Raw genomic sequence first — 23,281 nt, 5'->3', positions numbered from 1 at the left:
AGGGAAGATTCGCTATGTACTATGTTCATACTTAATTTAAAGATTAAACAAATGGAGTGGATGAAGTGGATATCGCTGATCAAACCTTTGTCAAAAAAGTAAATCAAAAGTTATTATTAAAAGAAATCCTTAAAAATTCACCTATTTCAAGAGCAAAATTATCTGAAATGACTGGATTAAATAAATCAACTGTTTCATCACAGGTAAACACGTTAATGAAAGAAAATCTGGTATTTGAAATAGGTCAAGGACAATCAAGTGGCGGAAGAAGACCTGTCATGCTTGTTTTTAATAAAAAGGCAGGATACTCCGTAGGAATAGATGTTGGTGTGGATTATATCAATGGCATTTTAACAGACCTTGAAGGAACGATCGTTCTTGATCAATACCGCCATTTGAAATCCAATTCTCCAGAAATAACGAAAGACATTTTGATTGATATGATTCATCACTTTATTACGCAAATGCCCCAATCTCCGTACGGGCTTATTGGTATAGGTATTTGCGTGCCTGGACTCATTGATAAAGATCAAAAAATTGTTTTCACTCCGAACTCCAACTGGAGAGATATTGACTTAAAATCTTCTATACAAGAGAAGTACAATGTGCCTGTTTTTATTGAAAATGAGGCAAATGCTGGCGCATATGGAGAAAAAGTATTTGGAGCTGCAAAAAATCACGATAACATTATTTACGTAAGTATCAGCACAGGAATAGGGATCGGTGTTATTATCAACAATCATTTATATAGAGGAGTAAGCGGCTTCTCTGGAGAAATGGGACATATGACAATAGACTTTAATGGTCCTAAATGCAGTTGCGGAAACCGAGGATGCTGGGAATTGTATGCTTCAGAGAAGGCTTTATTAAAATCTCTTCAGACCAAAGAGAAAAAACTGTCCTATCAAGATATCATAAACCTCGCCCATCTGAATGATATCGGAACCTTAAATGCATTACAAAATTTTGGATTCTATTTAGGAATAGGCCTTACCAATATTCTAAATACTTTCAACCCACAAGCCGTAATTTTAAGAAATAGCATAATTGAATCGCATCCTATGGTTTTAAATTCAATGAGAAGTGAAGTATCGTCAAGGGTTTATTCCCAATTAGGCAATAGCTATGAATTATTGCCATCTTCCTTAGGACAGAATGCGCCGGCATTAGGAATGTCCTCCATTGTGATTGATCATTTTCTGGACATGGTTACAATGTAATTTTAATGGAATGTACAGCTCATCTTTAAAGATGAGCTTTTTTATTCTAGGAGTATTTCTGAAGCAATATTGATATAGGCACCTTCTCATATGAAAAAGGAGTTCTAAAATAGAAATCTCCTTTTTCATGTGCAAATTATTTTTCTTTATAACGAAAATATCTAAAGTCGGCCGGAATATGATTACCACTGGTATCTTGGCATTGCATCCCTACAAAGGCCCCTGTGAAGAATCCTCCCCCACGGATGTAATCATCTGATAATTTTTTCGATTCCAGTGCAATGTCAATTTTGTGCCAATCTTCTTTGTTAAAAGAATAGAAATAATAATATTTGTCCTTTTCAATATTTACTCTTAAATATACATACTTTACTTCACGAGGAATAACAATTTTATTGTGTAATGGCTGTGTAAAAGAAAAGTTGTCACATATTGTTAATTCAAGAATGCGGCCAAGTTCTTCATCATGCGTGACTTGAAGAGCCGTCCAGTTCTCTGTATTGTAATAGTTCACCAATCCAGCGGCTTGTTGAAAATTTTCCGGATAAAACTCAACAGCAGTTTCGGCTTCAAAATGGAGACTTTGCCAGCGTCTGGCTACAAATGCCTGAGTAAATGTCGAGGTCAATGATTCATGACCGAATAATCGTAAATGATTTGGCGCTTGAGTCAATGAACCTAATTCATTCGTGAATGGAATCCTTAAAGTTTGAAAATTTATATTTAATGTTGAATCCTCAAATTCATCAACTTCCGGGTACGTTGCTTCAAATATTGTTTCGGGTATAGAAGGTGCATCTACCTCCAAGCTTCCTTCTTTTCCACCTACTACATAGGGCCATTCATCTTTCCAGTAAAGTTTTTGAATAGCTGTTTCTCTGCCCAAAGGACAGTATCCTCTCTGCTGAAAAATTGAATCATCGTCAGGATGAATAGGACGTCCCGTTAAATGAGCTAAATACCACTCATCTGTATGTGTTTGAACAATGGATGCATGACCACATTTTTGCAATGGATTTCCTGGGTCATGCCATGACGTTAAAATTGGATTATCGGGATGAACTTCATATGGCCCCTCAATATTTGCAGAACGGGCAATTGTAGCAGCATGTTCGTACCGTGTTCCTCCTTCTGCAGTTAATAAATAATAATAGTTCCCGATATGATAAAGGTGCGGAGCTTCTGTCAGTTTTCTATCAGTTCCTTCAAATATAACTTTTGGTTTACCGATTAATTTTTGCTCTTTATCAGAATATTCCTGTATAACAATTCCTCCAAATGAGTGCCGATCAATACGGTGATCCCATAACATATTTAATAAATACTTTTTTCCATCCGTATCATGGAACAAAGAAGCATCAAACCCCGAGCTATTTAATGTAATCGGCTCACTCCAATCACCATTAATCGTTTCACAAGTAACTAAATAATTGTGACAATCTTTCCATGCGCCATCTACTACCTTAACATCCGTATAGATCAGCCAAAACTTCCCATCACTATAGCTTAAACATGGTGCCCAAACCCCACCTGAATTTGGATTTCCTTTCATGTCTAATTGTGAAACTCTCTGTAATGGATGTGCAACTAAGTGCCAATTTACTAAATCTTTTGAGTGGTGTATCTGGACTCCCGGAAACCACTCAAATGTAGATACAGCGATATAATAATCCTCTCCTGCCCTACAAATACTTGGATCAGGATTGAATCCTTTAAGTACGGGATTGGTAATCTTCATTTGGGACTCCTCCTCAGTTTATTTTCTTTTTTAAGCCTTGAAATCATCAATATGATCCAAATAAACTTTGTCTCTATTTTCTAATTCCCGAACCATGTTTTTATATTTTTTCTCATCTAAGTTATAGAAATTAATATCAATTAAAGCTAGAACCAGCAAGAACACGGGTATAATGGTTGTTGTAATTAAAATCCCTGTTAATGCCGCCGGGGTTTGTGCCTGATTTGCCACATATCCAAACTTATCAAGAACCAGACCCGGAACAACTCCTCCTAAGGCCATACCAAACTTAAAGAAAAATCCGATTATAGCGTAAATGAGCCCACCCATTCTTTTTCCAGTCCTGTACTCTCCATATTCTATTGTTTCAGGAATAAGCGCCCACATATATCCCCCGGCAGTGAGACTTCCAGCAGCAGCAATTAATCGAAAGAAGAGTATGAGGAAAACATTACTTGGCGGAACAAACAGTAAAGCTAAGAGGCCGATCATATTCAGTAATAATGCATAGTTTAGTAATTTCTTCTTCCCCAAAAATTGATGAAGCCTTGGAATAAACGGTAAAATGACCAAAGCGGGCAAACTTCCTATCAAACCGTACCACTTCACCAGATCCTCTCTTTCTAAGTTATACGTTACGTAATAAATGCCAACCGAATTACTGATGGAATTCACTCCAAAAATAATAATAAAGAAAATACTTAATACAACAAGTGGACGATTAACACGAAACTGCTCAAATATATCCGTAAATTTAATTTTTTCTTCGGATTTTTGAAGAGTGACCCGCTCTTTTGTGCTTTTAAAACAAAAGATTAAAAGGCACCCGCCTATCATTCCCAAAATACCCATGGTTAATTGCCAGCCAAGAGACTCGTTGCCGGAAGTATCGCTTAAATAAGCAGCCAGTAAGGGAACAAAAAATGCAACGACAAGTCCCCCAAGATTCGCAAATAACATGCGAACAGAAGTTATACTAACAACTTCTTGATTATTTCTAGTCATTGCAGAAGTTAACGCGCCATATGGAACGTTTATCGTTGTGTATGTAAGCGACAAGCCAACATAGGTTATATAGGCATATATTAATTTCCCCATATCCGAAAAGTCTGGTGTTGTAAAACAGAGTATTGCCAGTATGACAAATGGAAAAGCTCCGAATAAAAGATACGGTCTAAAGCGTCCAAATCTGCTGTTCGTTCTGTCAACTATTGTTCCGATAAAAGGATCAGCGAGAGCGTCGATTATTCTAATCACTAAAAACATAGTACCGGCTGCTGCTGCCGATAAACCAAAAACATCTGTATAGAAGAACAAAAGATACGTAGACACTGTTGCATAAATTAAATTACAAGCAAAATCTCCAGACGCATATCCAACTTTTTCAACCATGCTAATCTTCTTTACATTTTCACTGAGCATGATTTCTCCCCTTTTCGATCCTTTAATATGGAACAGTGTGAAACGGTATAACAATTTCTCGAATGTACGGTCAGTAAACTTTTATAAAAGCGCTTTCAAAACAGTGCAAAAAAATATGGTGATCAGCAAGCAAAAAATTCATCTTTTTTCGTCATACCTTATATACCTGGAAGGATAAAAGCCTCATTCTTTCGTTTCTTATATTGTTTAGCTCCATTAAATCGATCCTCTTATCCCCCTTCCATCCATATTCAGTAAGACCTTATCTTGTGGATAATGAAAGTTCATCTTATTAGTTTGTTGACCGAACAAACTAACTTGACTTAATATTATAAAATCCTTTCAACTTTTTCAACATCTTTTTCAGAAAGTTTAAACAGAATGAATTAAATATTGATTTTTGACTGTTTCGTTATATTCAGTGTCTCAAATATTTGCGAATGTCATGTATCAGTTAACGACGATTAGTCCAAAACAGATTCTTGTGTAAACACATGACAAAGATGATCTATGCGAAATAAGGAATTGGTTAGTGGTAAGTTGCATTTAAGAGTTTGATAAAGGTGATCACAGGATGTATGGAGACTGTTAGCCTAGATTTATGCTGATGGCAAGCCCGGTCATGAATTGAAAGAACAGGAATGGCAGAATAGTTTATGTTATAAGTCTAACCCTACATACATATATCAATACAGGAAAGATAAATAAGAAGCAAAAATTGAGAAGCTTTTAACCGGAGTAGAAATGGCTATTTGACTGTCTGAGGATTAATGGCTGTGTTAAACACTATGATTTATCCTTTCAAACTTATTTTAATCTTAAAAATTTTAATTGAGACTGGAAACCAAAAGAGAATACAGAAATTAATTCCGTATTAATTTATTCAATATGTTAATTTTACTTTGGTCTTTATGATTCTTCTTCCTTCTTCTATAACCATCTAATAAAGACTTTTTATAAATCTTGAGGTAATCATCAATCGTTAGCAAATGATATTTCGCTCCGCCATCTTCAAAAACCTCTAGGTTATTATAGTCTACATCTGCAAATGGTTTTAAATCCTCAATGTAAGCAATGCCTATTTTTGTATTAGTTTTCTTAAATTCATGCTCATGTAAATCAACCATTTTGTATCCATGCAGTTCCATCACTTTTTTTAGTTTTTCCCACTTTTCCTCTAAAAAAATAAAGGAATAAGGAGATCAATATCTTCTGGAGAAAAGTCTAACCCAGTTACCTTTTCAAGACCTAAAGATCCATATAATAATGGAATTATGTCTAACTCTTTATTAAACGTTTTAGCTATATTGATAAATTCATTATACAATTTCATTTTCCATACCCATTATTTGGTGATTAATTTTTAAGATTCAACTGGCTCTTGAATTTTCATAAGTCCATACTTTCATGTGGTATATATCTCAAAGGGTTATTTTTTCAAACATCCTGAAAGTCATCTGTACAATATCTAAAAAGCCTTGAAAACTGAATTAAAGAAAAACATCAAAATGATAATGGCTAGCACAACAACAATTTCAAAAGTATGTGAACTGCCATCTTCTTTTTCTCGTTCTTTCTTCTCCCTCATTTGTTCCCTATATTTTCTTTGTATTTCATCCTTTTTCCTATTCACCTTACTCGACCCCTTTCAACATAAAGTAAAGCCAAGCAATTCTGAAAATTTTTTATTCCTTCTTTTGACAAGCTCGAAAATACCAATGTATAAGCGTAATGCCTAATGGATTTTAAACTCCAAATAACAAAGTCCCTCCGATAAACCAGAAAAAAGGAAAGGGAAACATAATTGCATTTAAGACAATCCCATATACAGCACACCGTTTATTTGTCTTCATTGAAACGAACGCTAAAATGATTCCTATAGGAGAAAGTAATAATGGAAAAAACACCGGCATTCCTTGCCATGGAATTGACATAACTCCCGTAAAAAAATTAATAATTAAGATAGCTGAGATAATTGGAATCGTGATTGAAAAAATAGCTGCAGCTTTTTTAACATTCATATTGAAAGCAAGTCTCCGTTCTCATTAAAATCGTAGTTTTATTTAGTCTTGAGAAAGTTTGTCAAAATCTCTTTCTTTCATTTCAGGCAGAGTTATATCAATCCCTAACATTTTTATTAATTCTTGTACGTAGCTTTTTATTGCAAGCATATTAAATGGGAAATCGAAATCAAGTTCCTCTTTAACGCTTAGAATATCCATTGCATACGAACAGCTATGCTTCATACCCAAAAGATCATCATTAAAGCTTAATACATCTTTATACGATTGATCAGATAACTCAAAGTGAGTAACTAAATAAACACTAATATGGTTTCCACCTTGAGAATCAAAATCCACTAACCTTTCATCAAGTACTTATAAAAATGCAGATCTCTCATCATCACATAATACCAACTGAAAAAATTCTAAATTTCTTAGTTTCAATAACCGTTTACATCTTGTATGTAAGGCCTCCATAATCTAATTCTGCCTTTCCTGATATAAATCGTTTTATAAAAGAGTATTACATGCATTTATACTCTTCTACCCAGTCGTGATATTTTTCATAAAGTGGACGTATTCGTTTGAAATCAAGAGCTATGACTTCACATCCACGGTCATCATAGATAAAGAAAATAATGTCTTTTGTAATGTTCACAAAGAAAACATCAGGGTAATCAATAGAATAGCCTCCGAATTTCGGTTTCAATGGAAAATCTTCATTACTGGCTGCTTTAAGTAATTCAGTTACACGTAAGTCTCGAGGTTTGCATAACAAGGAAAATTGTTGCATCTTGTATTCTTCAGTTTTATCTATTTCGAAAGGGTAGGGATATGTCTTCACCAGAATTTGATTCAAATGATTTTTACACTTTAGAAACGGTTGATAGACCTTTAATTTTCTTATACATTTCTCTTTCTTGTGCTTATACATATTCGTCACAAGGAATATGTCATCGTTTTGTTCAAATAATTCATTAAAAATGATTGTTATTTGCTCATATACAACTTGGAACCTCTTAAGATTCAATTCTTCTTTCTCTTTGAGTTGATAGATATTTTCCCCAAGACAAAAATGGATTCCTATGCCCCATTGATTATAGATGCTAGGAATGAATTCGAGGTTTTGAAACCTTTCCTCCATATACTCCATTATCTTCATTTAGACATTCTCACTTTAGGAATATGATCTTTTTGGAATATCAACAACTCATGCAGTTCGATGTTTTGATAGGGCCAGACTTTATCAAACAGCTCTCTCGGATACCGCTCCATTTCGTTATTATATAGCTTTCTGACAGTTGGATACTCATGATCAATATCTCTGGAAAGTTTCCGGATACTGATCTTTCTTTGGTCTATAATCGTTTTTAACTTTGATTTAATCATATTCTCACCTTTTAGTTATTTTTGATCACTTAAAATGATCATTAAGTTTATATGGATCCTTGACCTCGCTGAATTTAATAATCCCGCTCTTCATGTTCAAATCCATAAGTACCTTTTATCCACACATCGCCGCAGCCTGGACTTTTTGTTATTTCCAACTGATCACCTTCTACTCGGTCTGCTGCACTGTAGTCCAAATAACTTCCTGGAATTCTTTCTCGCTCCTTGAAAATATCCATCAGTTAGAGCTATTCTGCTAAGTTTCATATTTAGAGTACAGTCTTTATTATTGTGTAAGTGAATTTATAACCAAGTGAGGTCAAAATTCCGGTCGATCAAAACAAAGTCTACATTTGTTTAATCCACCGTTAGCTTTGCTTCAGCATTCGGAAGATTAAAACTTGAGACTAAGCCTAAGCAAACCAAAGTTAAACGATTAACCCTTTTCATCCCTCTCTCCCTTTACCCATTTATGGCTTAATTCAGTAAATGAAAGGGATTTTTGACCGTGCATAAGGAAAAGGATTGTGATGATTTAAGCTACGCTGCTACCCTCCCAATGTTTTGCAGGAAAACCGAGTCCCAGATCCAAAATATTACAGCAAATGAGACGCTAAACAAGTAAATTTCATATCCCATCAGAAAGTTTAAGGTGTTTTTTGGATCAGTAATGAAAGCGAAGAATAACCATACTAAGAAGGAAAAGAATATGTATATGAGTAAATATTTCGTGTTAAACCTTTTTGGATTGCGATTTAAGAAATATTGAACAGGTGCAGCAAAGATTAAATAAAAGATAAAGAGAAGAACACTTATTAGGAAGTATGGTATGTAGCCGTCATAACCAATGCCAAAAACATAAACAACAGCAGCTGATAACGCGGACAAGACATGAACAAATATGATCCTTAAAACTTGCATGTTTATAACCTCTTTCTAAATGAATGCTTCTTCAACATTGTCTAGATCCTCTTTAAAATCACTTTAAAACTACTGTTCTACTTAGAAATTAAACATCTTGGTCGCATTTCTCATTCTTCCGCCATTGAATAGTATTTCGGCGAGTTATTGCAACAGGTATTAATAGTAGAGTACCGACAATAAGCAACATAAAAAAGATCACAAACAGCGCACTTGTTCCCGGAACAATTTCTTCATAGGTAATAAAGCGCTTCTCTCCCTGCAGGACGAAGAACCGAGAATTTTCGAGAAAGGCCAGATGAAAAGCGATAGACGTCCATAAGCTTCCTGTTACAATACGCAGGAGTTGAAGGATGAATCCAAAACCCAACAATAAAACAATGTAATCTAATGTGATAGCAGATGATTCAATTCCAACTATATATTGCAAGCCACTTACAGTTATTGGTGCAAGCACAAACAGGATCGGCTGTAGGAGTAAGGCCATAAAACAGTTCCAACGCTTATTTAGAGCATAACACCGTCCCCCGAAAAGTTAATTCCTCTGGAAAAGCTTCATAAAAGAAAGCGATAATCATATTTAATAGCAATGCTGTCACTAAATGGACAGAGAAGTGAAATTGTGTAATTTTGATCCAGCCTAATAAATGGGCGATAGCGAAACCAGACCCGGATAATACAATCACATATATTGCTTTATGGCTTTCGGAATGGCTTGCCGCCACCCAGACAGTCCTATAGAATAAAAGGGTCTACTAGACATCCGTTTAAGAAGAATGTAGAGCAACGGGACAGTTATTAATGTGACTAAACCTGCTTGGATGCCTTGCTTCAAAAGCTTGGAAGCTCCTGCTTGGCTAGCCATTGAACCGACTAAAGTAGCAAAAAACAAAGCAAATACGAATGTTCCCCAACTGAGCAAGACAGTTCCTAACCATTTATGATGATTGTCTTGTTTTCCGCTTTTGGTGAGATGAATTTGCATTTGGATACCCCTCTCACATCATTCATATTAAGCACTATAAGCCCTACTATCACTATACGTTCTATAGCTGTTATGGTTTCAATTTCCTGCATTACCCCTCTTACAATTCCACTCTTCCTCTAAAATAGCGTAATAATATTCATCCCACCATTCATTGCCTTTCGGAATACATTTTTTAAAAAAGCCTTCTCTTCTCATTCCAATCTTCTCCATAACTCGGTATGAGGGAATATTCTCAGGTTGACACGTAGCTATAATCCTATGTAAGTTCATTTCTTTAAATCCATATTCCAAGATAGCTTGGGCTGCCTCAGAAGCATACCCTTTATTTTGATAATTGGGATTAAACACCCACCCAATTTCATATGTATGTTCACCAAAATACTTATAAAAAACAATATGGCCTATAAGACAGTCTTCATCTCTTAGTATGACAGGGAATTTTTCAGCGTTATCACCTTTGTTTTTATTTACAAATGCCTTTGCATCTTCTTCAGTAAAAACCCCTTCAGGTATATACTTCATTACATTACTATCAGATGTATACTCATATACAGCCTGCCAATCTTTGAATTCAAATTCACGTATCAATAACCTTTTTGTTGTTATGTGCATTAAAGTAACTAACTCCCCTCAAATATACTTAATCTTTATTTCAATATGAAGACAACAATAACCTCTTTAAATGACTATCCTTATTAACAATATTGCCTCTTGCTAGAAACCGGTTATAACAATAATCTGGTAAAATAATGCTATCCGGATTAGTTCCGTATTTTTCTTGAAGGGTTTTCTTTACTTCTTGAGGTGAAACCAACTCATTGATCTTATTTTTCAAAGCATCTTTAATTTGCTCGTAAATTGTCATTATACTTCCCTCAAATTGCAGATTCTTTGGTTGTTGAAATTAATCATAATTTTTTCTTTTGCCGAAGTGTTATTCTGAAACCAGTTTATAATACTCTTGGAGATTCGGATTTACTTCCCAATATTTCGTTCCATTAGAAGACACTAGCATATCAAACCATATCTCGAAATTAGAATTTAAGTTAATCGCATCTTCAATATCGTCTATTGAGTCTAGATATAACATATAACCTAATCTTTTTTTTGATTTGTTTGTGTCTATGACATACCTTCCATCAAAATGATATCCTATTAATAAGTATCCCTCTGGGAAATCTTGAACCTCATTATATTCAATGATTCCCTCTAAGCTAAGTATTTCAATGCCATCAAACATTTCCATCCCATTGTGTTGTAACAAAAACTCTTTAAAGTCATTAGGAAAAGTAACACCTAATTTCTTTTCTAAGCCGCTAATTTCTTGAGGAGTTGCTGGATTTTTGAAATGAAAAGTAGCATCTTCCAAGACATACCCCCCATGATGGAACACAGGAAATGTACCATATTTAGTAACTGCTTTCTTAATACCATCTAATGTCATGTGAACTAACTTTCCTTCTTCCATAAATGCTCCTCCTCCTTAAATCATCTCACTAAATTTTACCACACAGAACATTAAGATAAATTTAAAAGGGACATAAACTGTTTATTAAGAAACAATTTTACTCATAATTAAAGCAGGATTAGTGGTGAACAAAATGTAAGTGTTATATGCTGTTTTAATTACTACCCTATCTGTTGAGCCATAAGGAAACCCAATCCTTACTGCGCTTTTCTCCTCTCCCCCATAGTTTGGATCAAGAAATACATCATTGATTTCTTTGATTGGAATTTCAATTTTGGATAGCTGCCAATTGATAATTAAGTTTTCATTTGATTTTTCAACGTTGATTCCAAGCATAAAAACATTCCCCTTTTGACTATGAATTCAGTGAAACAAACACGCTTTAAAATTTAATAAATCCAAAAAGTAATACTTACGGGAATTATGACTATAAGCAAAAGAGCCCTTTCAGGCCCTTATTTTTCTTTTACCCTTGGTATGAATTTGTTACAAACTCTTTTGCTTTATTAGCAACAGCTTCCCAAGTGGCGACAGCATGATCAAGATCCGTAGAAAGCTTATTGATATCCTCATTCTCAAACCCTTGGGCGAGTGAATAAAATTGATTTGCTATAGAATACCAGATGCCTTCGATTTGTCCTATAAACTCCTTAGACTTTTCTGCTTGGACTATTACATTAACCAAGTCTATATTGATACTGTGAAGCATCCCCAAAACTTTTACTTCTAATGAAAGTTGTGCATCTATATTGTTTAACATATTCAGAAAATGATCAATTTGTTGTTTAACTGATTGTATATCAGAACACTCTAATATTTCAGATACAATAAAACCAAATAAAGGCCCTGACACCAATAGTGCCAAGGGATTGAGAGATTAATACTGAGACATATACTGTTCGCGTTCCCAAGGATGTACTTGCGTGCGGAACATATCCCATTCGATTTCTTTTGCTTCGATGAAGTGTTCGAATAGGTGCTCGCCCAGCGCTTTGACCATGACTTCGTTTGATTTGAATTCTTCTAGCGCTTCCGCAAGTGTTGCTGGAAGGTCAACGATTCCGTTTTCCATGCGCTCTTCTTTGCTCATCACATAGATGTTGCGGTCGATTGGAGCCGGTGCTTCCAGTTTGTTTTTGATTCCGTCTAATCCTGCAGCAAGCAATACGCTAAGTGCAAGGTATGGGTTTGCAGCTGGGTCTACGCTGCGTACTTCAACACGTGTGCTGATGCCGCGAGAAGCCGGGATACGGATAAGCGGGCTTCTGTTTTGCGCGCTCCATGCTACATAACAAGGTGCTTCATAGCCAGGAACAAGACGTTTGTAAGAGTTTACTGTCGGGTTTGTTACTGCTGTAAAGCTTGTTGCGTGCTTCACGATACCTGCAATAAAGTGTTTCGCTGTTTCACTTAACTGAAGGTCTGCGTTTTCGTCAAAGAATGCGTTAACACCATTTTTGAAGAGTGATAGATTGCAGTGCATACCTGAACCGTTCACACCGAACAATGGTTTTGGCATAAATGTCGCATGCAGGCCGTGTTTACGGGCAATTGTTTTGACAACTAGTTTAAATGTTTGGATGTCATCACAAGAGCGGACTGCTCCAGCATATTTAAAGTCGATTTCGTGCTGACCAGGTGCTACTTCGTGGTGAGACGCTTCGATTTCAAAGCCCATCTCTTCAAGCTCAAGTACGATATCGCGGCGGCAGTTTTCTCCTAAATCAGTTGGAGCTAAGTCGAAATATCCGCCTTTGTCGTTTAGTTCAAGCGTCGGCTCGCCTTTTTCGTCCAATTTGAATAAGAAGAATTCAGGCTCAGGTCCAAGGTTAAAATCACTGAAGCCGAGGTCTTCCATTTCTTTCAGAATCCGTTTTAAGTTGTTTCGCGGGTCACCTTCGAAAGGTGTGCCATCCGGATTGTAAATATCACAGATGAAACGTGCTACTTTACCTTTTTCAGCTGTCCATGGGAAGATAACAAATGTATTTAGATCTGGATACAGGTACATGTCTGACTCTTCAATACGAACGAATCCCTCAATAGAAGAACCGTCAAACATGACTTTATTATCAAGCGCTTTTCCAAGCTGGCTTACAGGAATCTCAACATTCTTGATTGTTCCAAGAATGTCAGTAAATTGAAGGCGGATATACTTCACGTTTTCTTCTTTTACTAATTTTTCGATATCTTCTCTAGTGTACTTTGCCATTTGGTAAAATTCCTCCTCTTAAAAGGTAAATGTATATAGCAAAACAGTTGCTAACGGATTAATGAAAGAAGCGGGACATGTCGCCTTGACGGAATGTATTCCCTCTTTGAAAACGGCCGGCTTGCATGAGCTCGTTTTTCAGGAGCTGTCTCAGTTCGTCATCGGACAGATCATGTTTCATTGGTTTTTTCGTCTTCTCGCTTTGTTTTTGCTCTGGCTCGGCTTCGGCTTTCGCCAGAATCTGTTTAATTCCTGCCATGTTTACACCTTGTTCTATCAGGTGCTTGATTTCTAACAGTTTATCTACATCATGAAATGAAAATAATCGTCTATTCCCTTCACTTCTGGCTGGAAATATCAGTCCATTTTCCTCATAATATCGAATTTGTCTTGCTGATAACTCAGTTAACTGCATGACAATTCCTATTGGAAATAAAGGCATTGAGCGGCGAATATTATCACTCATCTCAATTTCCTCCTTTTCTTAACTTAGTTTCATTATAGGTGATGTTATATTTTGTGTCAATACGATGTAAGGATTCTTAACATCAAATACAGAGAAATTTTTAAAAAATTTAAATTAATTGCTTTTCCATCAATGAATCCACTGCACTGCATATGGCATTCTTCACATGCGAATAGGTTAATCCTCCCTGAACATACGCTACATACGGCGGGCGGATAGGGCCATCAGCTGATAATTCGATGCTTGCGCCTTGAATAAACGTGCCTGCTGCCATAATGACATCATCCTCGTATCCCGGCATGTAGGCTGGATAAGGCGTCACATGAGCATTGATTGGCGATGCATATTGAATAGCCTGGCAAAAGGCAATCATCTTTTCTCTGTCAGAAAACTCAACGGATTGTATTAAATCCGTTCTTTTTGCATCCCATTTCGGGTTTGAAGTGAAGCCGAGTTTTTCAAGGAATCTCGCTGTAAACACCGCTCCCTTTAAACTTTGAGACACAACGTGAGGCGCCAAAAAGAAGCCTTGGTACATTTCTTGGAGCGAGTAAAGAGATGCCCCCGCTTCTCTGCCGATGCCAGGTGACGTCATACGGTATGAGCAAGCTTCAATCCATTTCGCTTTTCCGACGAGGTAGCCGCCTGTTTTCGCAAGGCCGCCGCCGGGATTTTTAATGAGAGATCCCGCCATCAGATCGGCTCCGACATGGCAAGGCTCAAGCTCTTCCACAAATTCTCCGTAACAGTTGTCTACAAAGACGATCAGGTTTTCATTGATTTCTTTTACAAAACGGATCATTTCTTTTATTTCACTAATTAAGAAAGAAGGGCGATTCGCATATCCTTTTGAGCGCTGAATGCCGATTACTTTGGTCTTCGGATTGATCGCAGCTGCGACTGCATCATAGTTTATCTTTCCGTCTTTCGTCAGATCAACCGCATTATAGCCGATTTGAAAATCCTTTAACGATCCAGCGTTTTCTCCACCCCTGACGCCCACAATTTCCTCTAGCGTATCATACGGCTTGCCCGTGATATAAAGGAGCTCGTCCCCCGGTCTGAGGACACCGAACAAAGCAATCGAGATGGCATGTGTGCCTGAAATGATTTGCGGCCTTACAAGCCCCGCTTCTCCGCCAAACACATCCGCATATATGCTTTCAAGCGTGTCTCTTCCGATATCATCATAGCCGTATCCAGTAGACGGCGTGAAATGAGTGTCGCTTACTTTGTGTTTTCTATAGCTCTGAAGCACTCTCCACTCATTTCGCTCGCTGATTTCTTCTATTTGTTTATGAATGCCGGCAATGTCCGCTTCCACTTCCATTGCCGTTTTCTTCAATAATTCTCCGTGTGTTAATGTGTCAAACATGTCTTTATATTTCCTTCCTACATATACTTCTTTAATTCACCGATGATACTTTGCTCTTCTTGGACATAGCCGGATATGTCATACTGTTCATTTTCTTCATTAAAATAGAAGCAGTCTACCATCGTTTCCGATTTGATTCTGGAAAGGAGCTTCCCTTCACTTGCCGGCACATGTGCTTCAAAAGACGTTAACAGTTCTTGGCGCAAATAGCGCTGAATCGCTTCTTTAAAGATTTCAGCGTCGTCCTCAAATTTCGCACTGACCATAATGTGATCCCTTCCGGCGGACGGTATAAAATCAGGCAGTTTTTGATCACGTTTATTGTAAGCCGTCAGCATCGGGATATCATCTGCTTCAAGCTCCTCAAGCAGCCGAAGCACTGTTTTTTCATGTCCCGCATAATCCTCATTTGAAGAATCAATTAAATGCAGAATCAAATCCGCTTCTTTTACTTCCTCAAGCGTTGAGCGGAATGCAGCAATCAATGTCGTCGGAAGATCCTGAATAAATCCTACTGTATCTGATAGAAGAACACTGTAGCCGCTTGGCAGGACCATTTTTCTGGTCATCGGATCGAGCGTGGCAAACAGGAGGTCTTCTTCATAGCTGTCAGCACTCGTCAGGCGGTTGAACCATGTTGATTTCCCTGCGTTTGTATAGCCGACAAGCGCAATTTGAAGCACACCGTTTTTCTTTCTTCTTTCACGGTATCGGCTTCTATGGCGAATGACCGTGGAAAGCTGTGTGTTGATTTCATGAATGCGATTTCTGATATGGCGGCGGTCGGTTTCCAATTTCGTTTCTCCGGGACCTCTTGCCCCAATTCCTCCGCCTTGCCGGGAGAGATTGATCCCTTGTCCCGTCAGACGCGGCAGTGCATATTGCAGCTGAGCCAGCTCAATTTGAAGTTTGCCTTCTCTCGTTCTCGCCCGCTTTGCAAAAATATCTAATATCAATTGCGTGCGGTCAATCATCTTCACTTCAATTGCTGTTGCCAATGACTTCAGCTGACTTGGCGACAGTTCATCATTAAAGATGAGGAGATCAGCTTCAAGCTCTTCCACCAGTGCCTTCAGCTCTTCTACCTTCCCTTTTCCTATATATGTAGCGGCGTCAGCCCTGTTCCGTTTTTGTGTGACGCTGGTCAGTACTTTTCCGTCTGCTGTTTTTGTCAGAGATGCTAGCTCTTCCATAGAATTTTCAAAATGCTCATCCGTGATATGCGGCAGCTGACATCCGACTAAAATGGCTTTCTCCTGAATCGTTTCTTGTTCGTTCAAATGGATGTTCCTTTCTTTTGCATATTGGGCAGTAGTATTATCATACCAAACCCTGCATGTGTATACCACAAATCGATTGCTTTGAAAAGCGGAAATACGAGCAAAAAACAGACCTCTCAAAAACTGAGAGGTCTATGCAGATCCAGATGCTTCTTCTTTAATGGAAAGATCTTGGCTTTTGATGGTCATCAAGTCGCTTTTTAAGTATTGGTCTCCCATTAAAAGCCTCATGGCTTGTGCTCTGATCGATTTTTCGATCACATTTCTGACAAAACGTCCATTGCTGAATTTAATGGGACTTGTCGTGCTTTTCACTGTCATTAAGTAATCTTTCAATTTCCATTCAGCTTCTTGACTGAGCTGGTATTCCCTTTCATCGATCATTCGTTTCGCAATCTCCATGAGCTGGGTCACAGAGTAATCCGGAAAATCAATGGAGATGGGAAATCTTGATTGGAGTCCGGGATTTAACGAGAGAAAATGATCCATTTCCCGTGAATATCCGGCGAGTATCAAAATAAACTCATGCTGTTTGTCTTCCATATGCTTTACAAGTGTGTCGATCGCTTCTTTCCCAAAGTCCTTTTCGCCGCCTCTTGCCAGCGAGTAGGCTTCGTCTATAAACAAAATGCCACCTAATGACTTTTTGATTAAATCTCTCGTCTTCTGGGCGGTGTGTCCGATATACTCCCCGACCAGGTCAGCCCGCTCCGCTTCTATTAAGTGGCCTTTTGACAGGACATTCATTTCAAAGAACAGCTTGCCGATGAGCCGTGCAACCGTCGTTTTTCCCGTTCCCGGATTCCCTTTAAACATCATGTGCAGCGCTTGCTTTCCAACCTTCAAGCCTTGCTCCGCGCGTTTTTGGTTCACAAAAATCCAGGCGTATATTTCCTTGATGTTGCGTTTCATTTCCTCCATCCCAACTAATGCGCTCATCTCTTTTTCGATTTCCTTCAAAATGCCGTGCTTTGCTTCGTTTTTTTGCAATGCAGCCTGATATTCCGCCTCTGCCTCAGCATTCGTCAGCACCTGCTTTTGCCCGTTCAGAATAATGTTGATCTGTCCGTTGTTTTTATAAGTCACAGCGCGCTCCAACATCTTCACCTCTCTGTTCTCTCTATATGATATTCAAGCGGATGCCGATTGTGACAAACGCCTATCATGTGTCGAAACAATTGCTTTTTTCGGGAACAATAAGGAATCCTGCGCTTTCCCGAGAAATACTTTATTTCTTATTGTATTCACGGACATGGGGTGGACAAACCATGAGATTTTGTTTTTAATCATCTTGTCAGAGTATTATGGTGAACTTCTTTTTCATTATTTTCTCCATTCGCCAATCCTTTTTTCATACAACGGGCTATTTTTTGTACGAAGCGTATTACCCACCCTAAGATACCTGAAGTGTTTTCCTTTTTTTCGATTTATAAAGTGGTGTCTTTAATGAAAGGAGCTTTTCTCATCAATTTACGTTTCAAATGCTTGATTTAATATGAACCAGCAGGAATCAGTGCAGGTTAACCGAACCCATAGTACATACAAACATATGGCGTATGCACATATTTCATGTCGGACCGTATCTGTTGTCGCTTCATGTTGAATTGTGCGCTTTCCCGAGAAATAATTTCCGGATGTGAAAGGGTTATTTCCTCATTTTTCAGTTGAATGATAATCGTACAAGCAGAAGCCGTGTTTTTTCATATCCTGTAATGAGGTGATGAAAAATGGTTAAAATTTTTATTGATCCTGGCCATGGCGGGTCTGATCCAGGCGCAACAGGTAATGGCCTTCAGGAAAAAACGTTAACCCTGCAAATCGCTTTAGCCTTACGTACGATATTAACTAATGAATATGAAGGCGTTTCTTTGCTGCTGAGCCGGACAAGCGACCAATATGTCAGCTTAAACGACCGGACAAATGCCGCAAATAACTGGGGAGCAGATTTCTTTTTGTCCATTCACGTTAATTCCGGGGGAGGCACAGGTTTTGAAAGCTATATTTATCCAGGTGTAGGAGCCCCGACGACGACTTATCAATCGACAATTCACTCTGAAGTGATACAAGCTGTCGACTTTGCCGATCGCGGCAAAAAAACAGCGAACTTCCACGTCCTAAGGGAGTCGGCAATGCCTGCCCTCTTGACCGAGAACGGTTTCATTGATACCGTTGCCGATGCAAATAAGCTGAAAACGAGCAGTTTTATTCAAAGCTTAGCGAGAGGACATGCAAACGGGCTGGAGCAAGTCTTCAACCTAAAAAAAACGTCCAGCTCAGGGTTATATAAGGTTCAAATCGGCGCATTTAAAGTCAAAGCGAATGCCGACTCGCTCGCAAGTAAAGCCGAAGCCAAAGGTTTTGACTCGATTGTCCTTTTAAAGGACGGATTATACAAAGTGCAGATTGGCGCATTTTCATCCAAAGACAATGCAGACACCCTCGCTGCCAGAGCGAAAAATGCCGGCTTTGACGCTATTGTGATCCTATAATCATATCCGAGACGGGGACGAGCGTCTCATAAAAAAACCCGGCTCCTCATCGCGAGAAACCGGGTTTTTTTATTCAAGAATATCAACAACAAACTGTGACCATGTTTCCAGACGGTTGTAGATGTCATCCTGTTTTAATTCAGAAACTTTCATCCATTTACCCGCAATTTGTTCTTTCTCCTTCACTTCCACTTGTGCGCCAGGCTTTAATTGAAGCGCAGAAAGAATACCGATATGCACTTTGCCAACACTGTTTTCATCATCATTGATCAATCCCAGTGTGACAATCGCCTGTTTATCTTCTTCATTTATTTGCAGTTCTTCCTCAAGCTCACGGTCTGTGTTCAGCTTTAAGACTTCAGCAAATGAGGCTGCCCCTTCGATGGCGTTCATATGACCGCCAAAGCCGAGAGAAAGCTTGTTGTGCAGTCGTGATTCACCGCCGCCAGCCAGCCGCTCGTAAAGAAAAACTTCATCTTCACGCTTAATGACGACATAAGGTATCGGCTGCTTGAAACGCGGATCTTCTTCTGCGTCCCCTCTTCTCATTTCACGATAGGCCGCTTCAATCTGAGCCATGATTTCGGCTACTCTGCGATCTTCACTGTACACGCCCTGGAAGGTTAAGCTTTCTTTCTTAAACACATCATCGCGCGGGGCAACTAAAATCATTTCGTCCATTTTTCCCATGGGTACTGCGTCCTCCTCATTTGAACCTTCAAGCCGAAAAGAGCAGATATTATATCTGCTCTTTTTCATCTTCAAAATAAAAGTCATCATCTTTGAGCGGCTCAACTGTCGCTTTTTTATAACCATTCCCCTTCATAGAGAAGAAGTCATGCGATTTTGTTTTTGTGTTTAATCCGTTTAAAACGATCGGATTAATGTCTTCCTCTTCGAAGTATGGATCAAATCCAAGGTTCATCAGCGCTTTATTCGCATTATAGCGGATGAATTTCTTTACATCGTGTGAGAGTCCGACTTGATCGTACAAGTCCTCTGTATATTCAAGCTCATTTTCATATAACTGATTCAGAAGGTCGATCGCAAATTCACGAAGCTCTGCTTTTTTCTCTTCTGTCTGTTTATTATAAATTTCCTGAGCAAGGAGACCGACATACACGCCGTGAATCGCTTCGTCACGAAGGATCAGGTTAATGATCTCACCGCTTTGCATCAGTTTTCCTTGTCCGTAGAAATATAACGGATAATAGAAACCGCTGTAGAAAAGGAAGCTTTCCAGATAGACGGAAGCAACCATCGCTTTGAACAATGAAATTTCATCATCTTTTTGAATGGCTTTGTAAAGCCCGACAATCATTTGCGCTTTTTTCTGCAAATATTTATTTTGTTTAACCCATTCAAATACTTCATTGATCGTTTCAGTCGGTGCAAGGGTCATGAAAATATTAGAGTACGACTTCGCATGGACAGCGTTCTCCATCATCGCCATAAAGTTCAGCACCGCTTTCCGCTGATGCCCATCTACGTGTTCAGCCACGATCGGCATCCCCGTATTCCCCTGCTCTGTATCAAGAAGCGTAAGTCCGGCCAGTACCTTCATATAAGTGTCCTGCTCGTTTTTCCCGAGGTACTTCCATGTGAGGAGATCGCCGTTTAAAGCAATCTCTTCCGGAAGCCAGAACTGTTTCACGTTTTGGTTATAGAACATTTGGGTAAAATCGTCTTCATGCTTTGACCAGTTTGCTGCGTCATAAATTTTTGTCACTATAAACTCTCCTTTAATCAAACAACACAAGAAAGGCAGCTGTCTTGCCCAGTATCTTTCGTTCTTGCATAGTAAATGGTTTTAATTCCTCTATGATGTGCATACAGATCGATTCGGTTTAAATCACGGGTCGTCATTGTGTCTTTTAAGAACAATGTAAAGCTGATTCCCTGATCAATGTGCTGCTGGATAGTGGCGATCATATCCACAACCTTGAACATGTCCATATCGTAGGCTTCTTTATAGAAGAACCAGTTATTAGATGCAAGCCCAGGCATTGGGTAGTACGTTTTTGAGTTGCCGTATGTTCGTTCTTCAATGCGTTCCATAATCGGCATAACAGACGCCGTACTTGATTGGACGTATGAGATAGAGCCTGTTGGCGCAATGCATAATCTGTAGCTGTGATACATACCGTGTTCAGCCACAAATGCTTTTAGCTTTTTCCAGTCCTCTGTCGTCGGGATATGCATACCTTCAAACAGATTAGCGATTTTTTCATATTTCGGTGAGAAATCAGTAGAAACGTATTTGTCAAAGTATTCACCTGTCGCATAGGTTGAGCCTTCATATTGATCAAACGTTTCGCCCTTCTCTTTTGCGATTTCCGCAGAACGCTGGATGGAGTAGAAGTTCACCATCATAAAGAACGTGTTTGCAAAGTCACGCGCTTCCGGGCTTTCATACGCAATGCCGTTTTGCGCAAGGTAGCCGTGAAGGTTCATAGCGCCGAGACCGATTGATTTCATCGCTTTGTTTGCCCGTCTTACAGCAGGCGCATTGCGGATATCAGTCGTTTCAGACACGTGTGTTAAAGAGTCGGTCGCAAGCTTGACTGTCTTTTCGATTGATTTATGCTCCATGACATTGAGAATGTTAAGCGAGCCCAGGTTGCAGGAAATATCCAGACCGATTTCATCTTCTTCATCATAGTCTGTGTATGAAGAAACTTGAGATGCCTGCAGCACTTCAGAGCAAAGGTTAGAAAATTTGACCTTAGAAATATGGTTATTCGCATGCACTTTATTCACGTTATCTTGGAACATGATGTATGGATAGCCTGATTCAGAACGAAGCATCGCCAGTTTTTCAAGCAATTTCCGCGGGTTGATTTTTTCCTTTTTCACCCGAGGGTTGTCGACAAACTTGTCGTACATTTCGTTCATGTCCATCTCATCCATATGCTGGCCGTACTCTTTATAAATCGTGTGCGGATAGAATACATAAGCCGCTTTGTCCTCACGTGCAAGCTCAACGAACTTATCCGGAATGACAACACCGATCGAAAGCGTTTTGACACGCACATCTTCATCCGCAGAAATCTTTTTCGTATCAAGAAAATCATTGATATCGCGGTGGAAAATGTTTAAATACGCCGCGCCGGATCCTTGTCTTTGTCCCATTTGGTCAGCGTAACGGAACGCGTTATCAAGAAGCTTCATGACGCCTACAACGCCTTTTGTCGCATTCTCAACATCTTTGATGGCTTCACCTTTCGCGCGAAGCTTGGACAGGTTAAGAGAAACCCCGCCGCCAAGCTTAGAAAGCTGCATGGAGATATCGATCGCTCTTGAAATGTCGTTTAAGGAATCATTGACTTCCAGCAAGAAGCAGCTCACAAGTTCTCCGCGGCGTTTTCTGCCGGCATTCAAAAATGTCGGTGTGCTCGGCTGATATTCCTGATTGATCATCAGGTGCACATATTCCTTTGCTTTCTCAGTGTCGCCGTTTGCGAAGAACAGCGCAACAATTGAGATCCGGTCCTCATAACGCTCGAGGATTCTTTTCTTGTCATTCGTTTTCAAAGCATAGTCATTATAAAATTTAAACGCACTCATGAAGGAAGGAAAACGAAACTTCTTTGCGTAAGCTGTCTTAAACACTTCTTTAATGTCTTCAAAAGAATAAAGGCTTAAGAATTCCTCTTCGTAGTATTGATTTTCAATCAAATAATCCAGCTTCTCTTTTAAATCGTGAAAGTACACTGTGTTTTGATTGATATAGTCTACAAAATAGCTATGTACAGCCTCTTTATCCTTATCAAACTGGAATTTTCCATCTTTTTGGATCATGATTTCGTTATTTAACTGGATCCATTTTGGCACTTGATTTTGTGACAACTCTTTCTACCTCCTGAGTAAACAATTCAACGTCTTTAGATGTGCCGCTGAGTTCAAATTTGTGCAAGATCGGCACCTGATATTGTCTTGAAATGGTATCGGCGCTTTTTGCAAAGTTATCGCCCCATACTTTGTTGCCGCTCGCAGCGACTCCTAATAAAAGATGGGCGTATTTTTCGAGAAATGATTGTGTTGATGCCGGTACCTGGCCGAAGTTTGTCGTGTAGGTGACCAAAACAAACGGAGTGTCCACGTGGTCCATTTCGTCCACCTTGCGTATCTGCTGAAAGCCTGTTTTATTCACAAACCGCTGAACATTCCCTGTTTTCGAATCAAATATGATTTGTACCACGTTTTATCACGACCTATCAAAAAATATGAATCTCTCATCACTAACACTATATATAGTATACTACCCTCTAGCAAAAACACAATATATAGATTCGTTTTTATGAAAAATT

The 23,281-nt window shown here is 38.8% G+C and carries 23 protein-coding genes and 3 pseudogenes; 2 read left to right on the top strand and 24 right to left on the bottom strand.

What is annotated here, in order from left to right; translation table 11 throughout:
* Positions 1-65: 65 nt before the first annotated feature.
* Complete coding sequence (xylR, locus tag NYE56_RS08965; RefSeq protein WP_341283736.1) at positions 66-1,220, top strand: transcriptional repressor XylR; 1,155 nt, start codon at positions 66-68, stop codon at positions 1,218-1,220.
* Positions 1,221-1,356: 136 nt separating this feature from the next.
* On the opposite strand, the gene xynB is transcribed toward xylR, so the two are convergent.
* From xynB to spoVK, 20 genes and pseudogenes are all read right to left on the bottom strand, one after another.
* Complete coding sequence (xynB, locus tag NYE56_RS08960; RefSeq protein WP_341283735.1) at positions 1,357-2,958, bottom strand: xylan 1,4-beta-xylosidase; 1,602 nt, start codon at positions 2,956-2,958, stop codon at positions 1,357-1,359.
* A 30-nt stretch (positions 2,959-2,988) separates the two neighbouring features.
* Complete coding sequence (locus NYE56_RS08955; RefSeq protein WP_341283734.1) at positions 2,989-4,380, bottom strand: MFS transporter; 1,392 nt, start codon at positions 4,378-4,380, stop codon at positions 2,989-2,991.
* Between the two features lie 863 nt (positions 4,381-5,243).
* Positions 5,244-5,713 (bottom strand): annotated as a pseudogene (locus NYE56_RS08950) (hypothetical protein).
* Between the two features lie 135 nt (positions 5,714-5,848).
* Positions 5,849-6,013 carry a hypothetical protein gene (locus NYE56_RS08945; RefSeq protein ID WP_042975851.1) on the bottom strand — a complete coding sequence of 55 codons (165 nt, stop codon included), beginning with the start codon at positions 6,011-6,013 and terminating at the stop codon, positions 5,849-5,851.
* A 112-nt stretch (positions 6,014-6,125) separates the two neighbouring features.
* A complete protein-coding gene (locus NYE56_RS08940; RefSeq protein WP_341283733.1) occupies positions 6,126-6,401 on the bottom strand; it encodes a hypothetical protein in 276 nt (91 codons plus the stop codon).
* A gap of 42 nt (positions 6,402-6,443) precedes the next feature.
* Positions 6,444-6,740 carry a hypothetical protein gene (locus NYE56_RS08935; protein WP_341283732.1) on the bottom strand — a complete coding sequence of 99 codons (297 nt, stop codon included), beginning with the start codon at positions 6,738-6,740 and terminating at the stop codon, positions 6,444-6,446.
* Positions 6,741-6,906: 166 nt separating this feature from the next.
* The gene (locus tag NYE56_RS08930) at positions 6,907-7,545 is read right to left on the bottom strand and encodes a DUF3885 domain-containing protein (protein WP_341283731.1); all 639 of its coding nucleotides are present in this window, start codon (positions 7,543-7,545) and stop codon (positions 6,907-6,909) included.
* Complete coding sequence (locus NYE56_RS08925; protein ID WP_003231687.1) at positions 7,542-7,772, bottom strand: helix-turn-helix domain-containing protein; 231 nt, start codon at positions 7,770-7,772, stop codon at positions 7,542-7,544. Before NYE56_RS08925 ends, NYE56_RS08930 begins: the two co-directional genes overlap by 4 nt.
* 540 nt (positions 7,773-8,312) lie before the next feature.
* On the bottom strand, positions 8,313-8,693 hold the full coding sequence (locus tag NYE56_RS08920) for a UPF0715 family protein (protein ID WP_015713980.1): 381 nt from the start codon (positions 8,691-8,693) through the stop codon (positions 8,313-8,315).
* Between the two features lie 88 nt (positions 8,694-8,781).
* Positions 8,782-9,678: pseudogene (locus tag NYE56_RS08915) on the bottom strand (CPBP family intramembrane glutamic endopeptidase).
* A 78-nt stretch (positions 9,679-9,756) separates the two neighbouring features.
* Positions 9,757-10,293, bottom strand: coding sequence for a GNAT family N-acetyltransferase (locus tag NYE56_RS08910; protein ID WP_134157196.1), 537 nt, complete (start codon positions 10,291-10,293; stop codon positions 9,757-9,759).
* A 40-nt stretch (positions 10,294-10,333) separates the two neighbouring features.
* Positions 10,334-10,546, bottom strand: coding sequence for a DUF7225 domain-containing protein (locus NYE56_RS08905; RefSeq protein WP_445684725.1), 213 nt, complete (start codon positions 10,544-10,546; stop codon positions 10,334-10,336).
* Between the two features lie 69 nt (positions 10,547-10,615).
* Complete coding sequence (locus tag NYE56_RS08900) at positions 10,616-11,050, bottom strand: SMI1/KNR4 family protein (RefSeq protein ID WP_341284390.1); 435 nt, start codon at positions 11,048-11,050, stop codon at positions 10,616-10,618.
* Positions 11,051-11,233: 183 nt separating this feature from the next.
* Positions 11,234-11,485 carry a SunI/YnzG family protein gene (locus NYE56_RS08895; RefSeq protein ID WP_014479887.1) on the bottom strand — a complete coding sequence of 84 codons (252 nt, stop codon included), beginning with the start codon at positions 11,483-11,485 and terminating at the stop codon, positions 11,234-11,236.
* Between the two features lie 130 nt (positions 11,486-11,615).
* A pseudogene (locus tag NYE56_RS08890) lies at positions 11,616-11,879 on the bottom strand (toxin); the annotation flags it as partial.
* A 147-nt stretch (positions 11,880-12,026) separates the two neighbouring features.
* On the bottom strand, positions 12,027-13,361 hold the full coding sequence (gene glnA / locus NYE56_RS08885; protein ID WP_003231737.1) for a type I glutamate--ammonia ligase: 1,335 nt from the start codon (positions 13,359-13,361) through the stop codon (positions 12,027-12,029).
* Positions 13,362-13,419: 58 nt separating this feature from the next.
* Positions 13,420-13,827: a transcriptional repressor GlnR gene (glnR, locus tag NYE56_RS08880; RefSeq protein WP_014476884.1), complete on the bottom strand. Its 408-nt coding sequence runs from the start codon at positions 13,825-13,827 to the stop codon at positions 13,420-13,422.
* 109 nt (positions 13,828-13,936) lie between these two features.
* Positions 13,937-15,202, bottom strand: coding sequence for a methionine gamma-lyase family protein (locus NYE56_RS08875; RefSeq protein ID WP_341283730.1), 1,266 nt, complete (start codon positions 15,200-15,202; stop codon positions 13,937-13,939).
* A 17-nt stretch (positions 15,203-15,219) separates the two neighbouring features.
* Positions 15,220-16,482 (bottom strand): GTPase HflX, encoded by a 1,263-nt coding sequence (gene hflX, locus NYE56_RS08870; protein ID WP_268555180.1) that lies wholly within the window; start codon positions 16,480-16,482, stop codon positions 15,220-15,222.
* A gap of 132 nt (positions 16,483-16,614) precedes the next feature.
* Entirely contained in the window at positions 16,615-17,583 is a 969-nt protein-coding gene (spoVK, locus tag NYE56_RS08865; protein WP_003231746.1) for a stage V sporulation protein K, read from the bottom strand.
* A gap of 626 nt (positions 17,584-18,209) precedes the next feature.
* Here spoVK and cwlC point away from each other — a divergent pair.
* Positions 18,210-18,971: a sporulation-specific N-acetylmuramoyl-L-alanine amidase gene (gene cwlC, locus NYE56_RS08860; RefSeq protein WP_341283729.1), complete on the top strand. Its 762-nt coding sequence runs from the start codon at positions 18,210-18,212 to the stop codon at positions 18,969-18,971.
* 69 nt (positions 18,972-19,040) lie between these two features.
* On the opposite strand, the gene NYE56_RS08855 is transcribed toward cwlC, so the two are convergent.
* The 4 genes from NYE56_RS08855 to nrdI are packed head-to-tail and all read right to left on the bottom strand — an operon-like array spanning position 19,041 to position 23,172.
* The gene (locus NYE56_RS08855; RefSeq protein WP_072174041.1) at positions 19,041-19,661 is read right to left on the bottom strand and encodes a hypothetical protein; all 621 of its coding nucleotides are present in this window, start codon (positions 19,659-19,661) and stop codon (positions 19,041-19,043) included.
* A 49-nt stretch (positions 19,662-19,710) separates the two neighbouring features.
* Entirely contained in the window at positions 19,711-20,700 is a 990-nt protein-coding gene (gene nrdF, locus NYE56_RS08850) for a class 1b ribonucleoside-diphosphate reductase subunit beta (RefSeq protein WP_003231754.1), read from the bottom strand.
* 17 nt (positions 20,701-20,717) lie between these two features.
* Positions 20,718-22,820 (bottom strand): class 1b ribonucleoside-diphosphate reductase subunit alpha, encoded by a 2,103-nt coding sequence (gene nrdE, locus NYE56_RS08845; RefSeq protein WP_014476877.1) that lies wholly within the window; start codon positions 22,818-22,820, stop codon positions 20,718-20,720.
* The gene (gene nrdI / locus NYE56_RS08840) at positions 22,780-23,172 is read right to left on the bottom strand and encodes a class Ib ribonucleoside-diphosphate reductase assembly flavoprotein NrdI (RefSeq protein ID WP_003231758.1); all 393 of its coding nucleotides are present in this window, start codon (positions 23,170-23,172) and stop codon (positions 22,780-22,782) included. The genes nrdE and nrdI overlap by 41 nt, the downstream gene beginning before the upstream one ends.
* Positions 23,173-23,281: the final 109 nt, after the last annotated feature.

The sequence above is a fragment of the Bacillus sp. FSL R5-0603 genome (assembly GCF_038050295.1).
In the GTDB taxonomy this organism is placed as follows: Bacteria; Bacillota; Bacilli; order Bacillales; family Bacillaceae; genus Bacillus; species Bacillus subtilis.
Note: the sequence above shows the minus strand (reverse complement) of the source record. Positions and strands in the feature narration are given on the sequence as shown.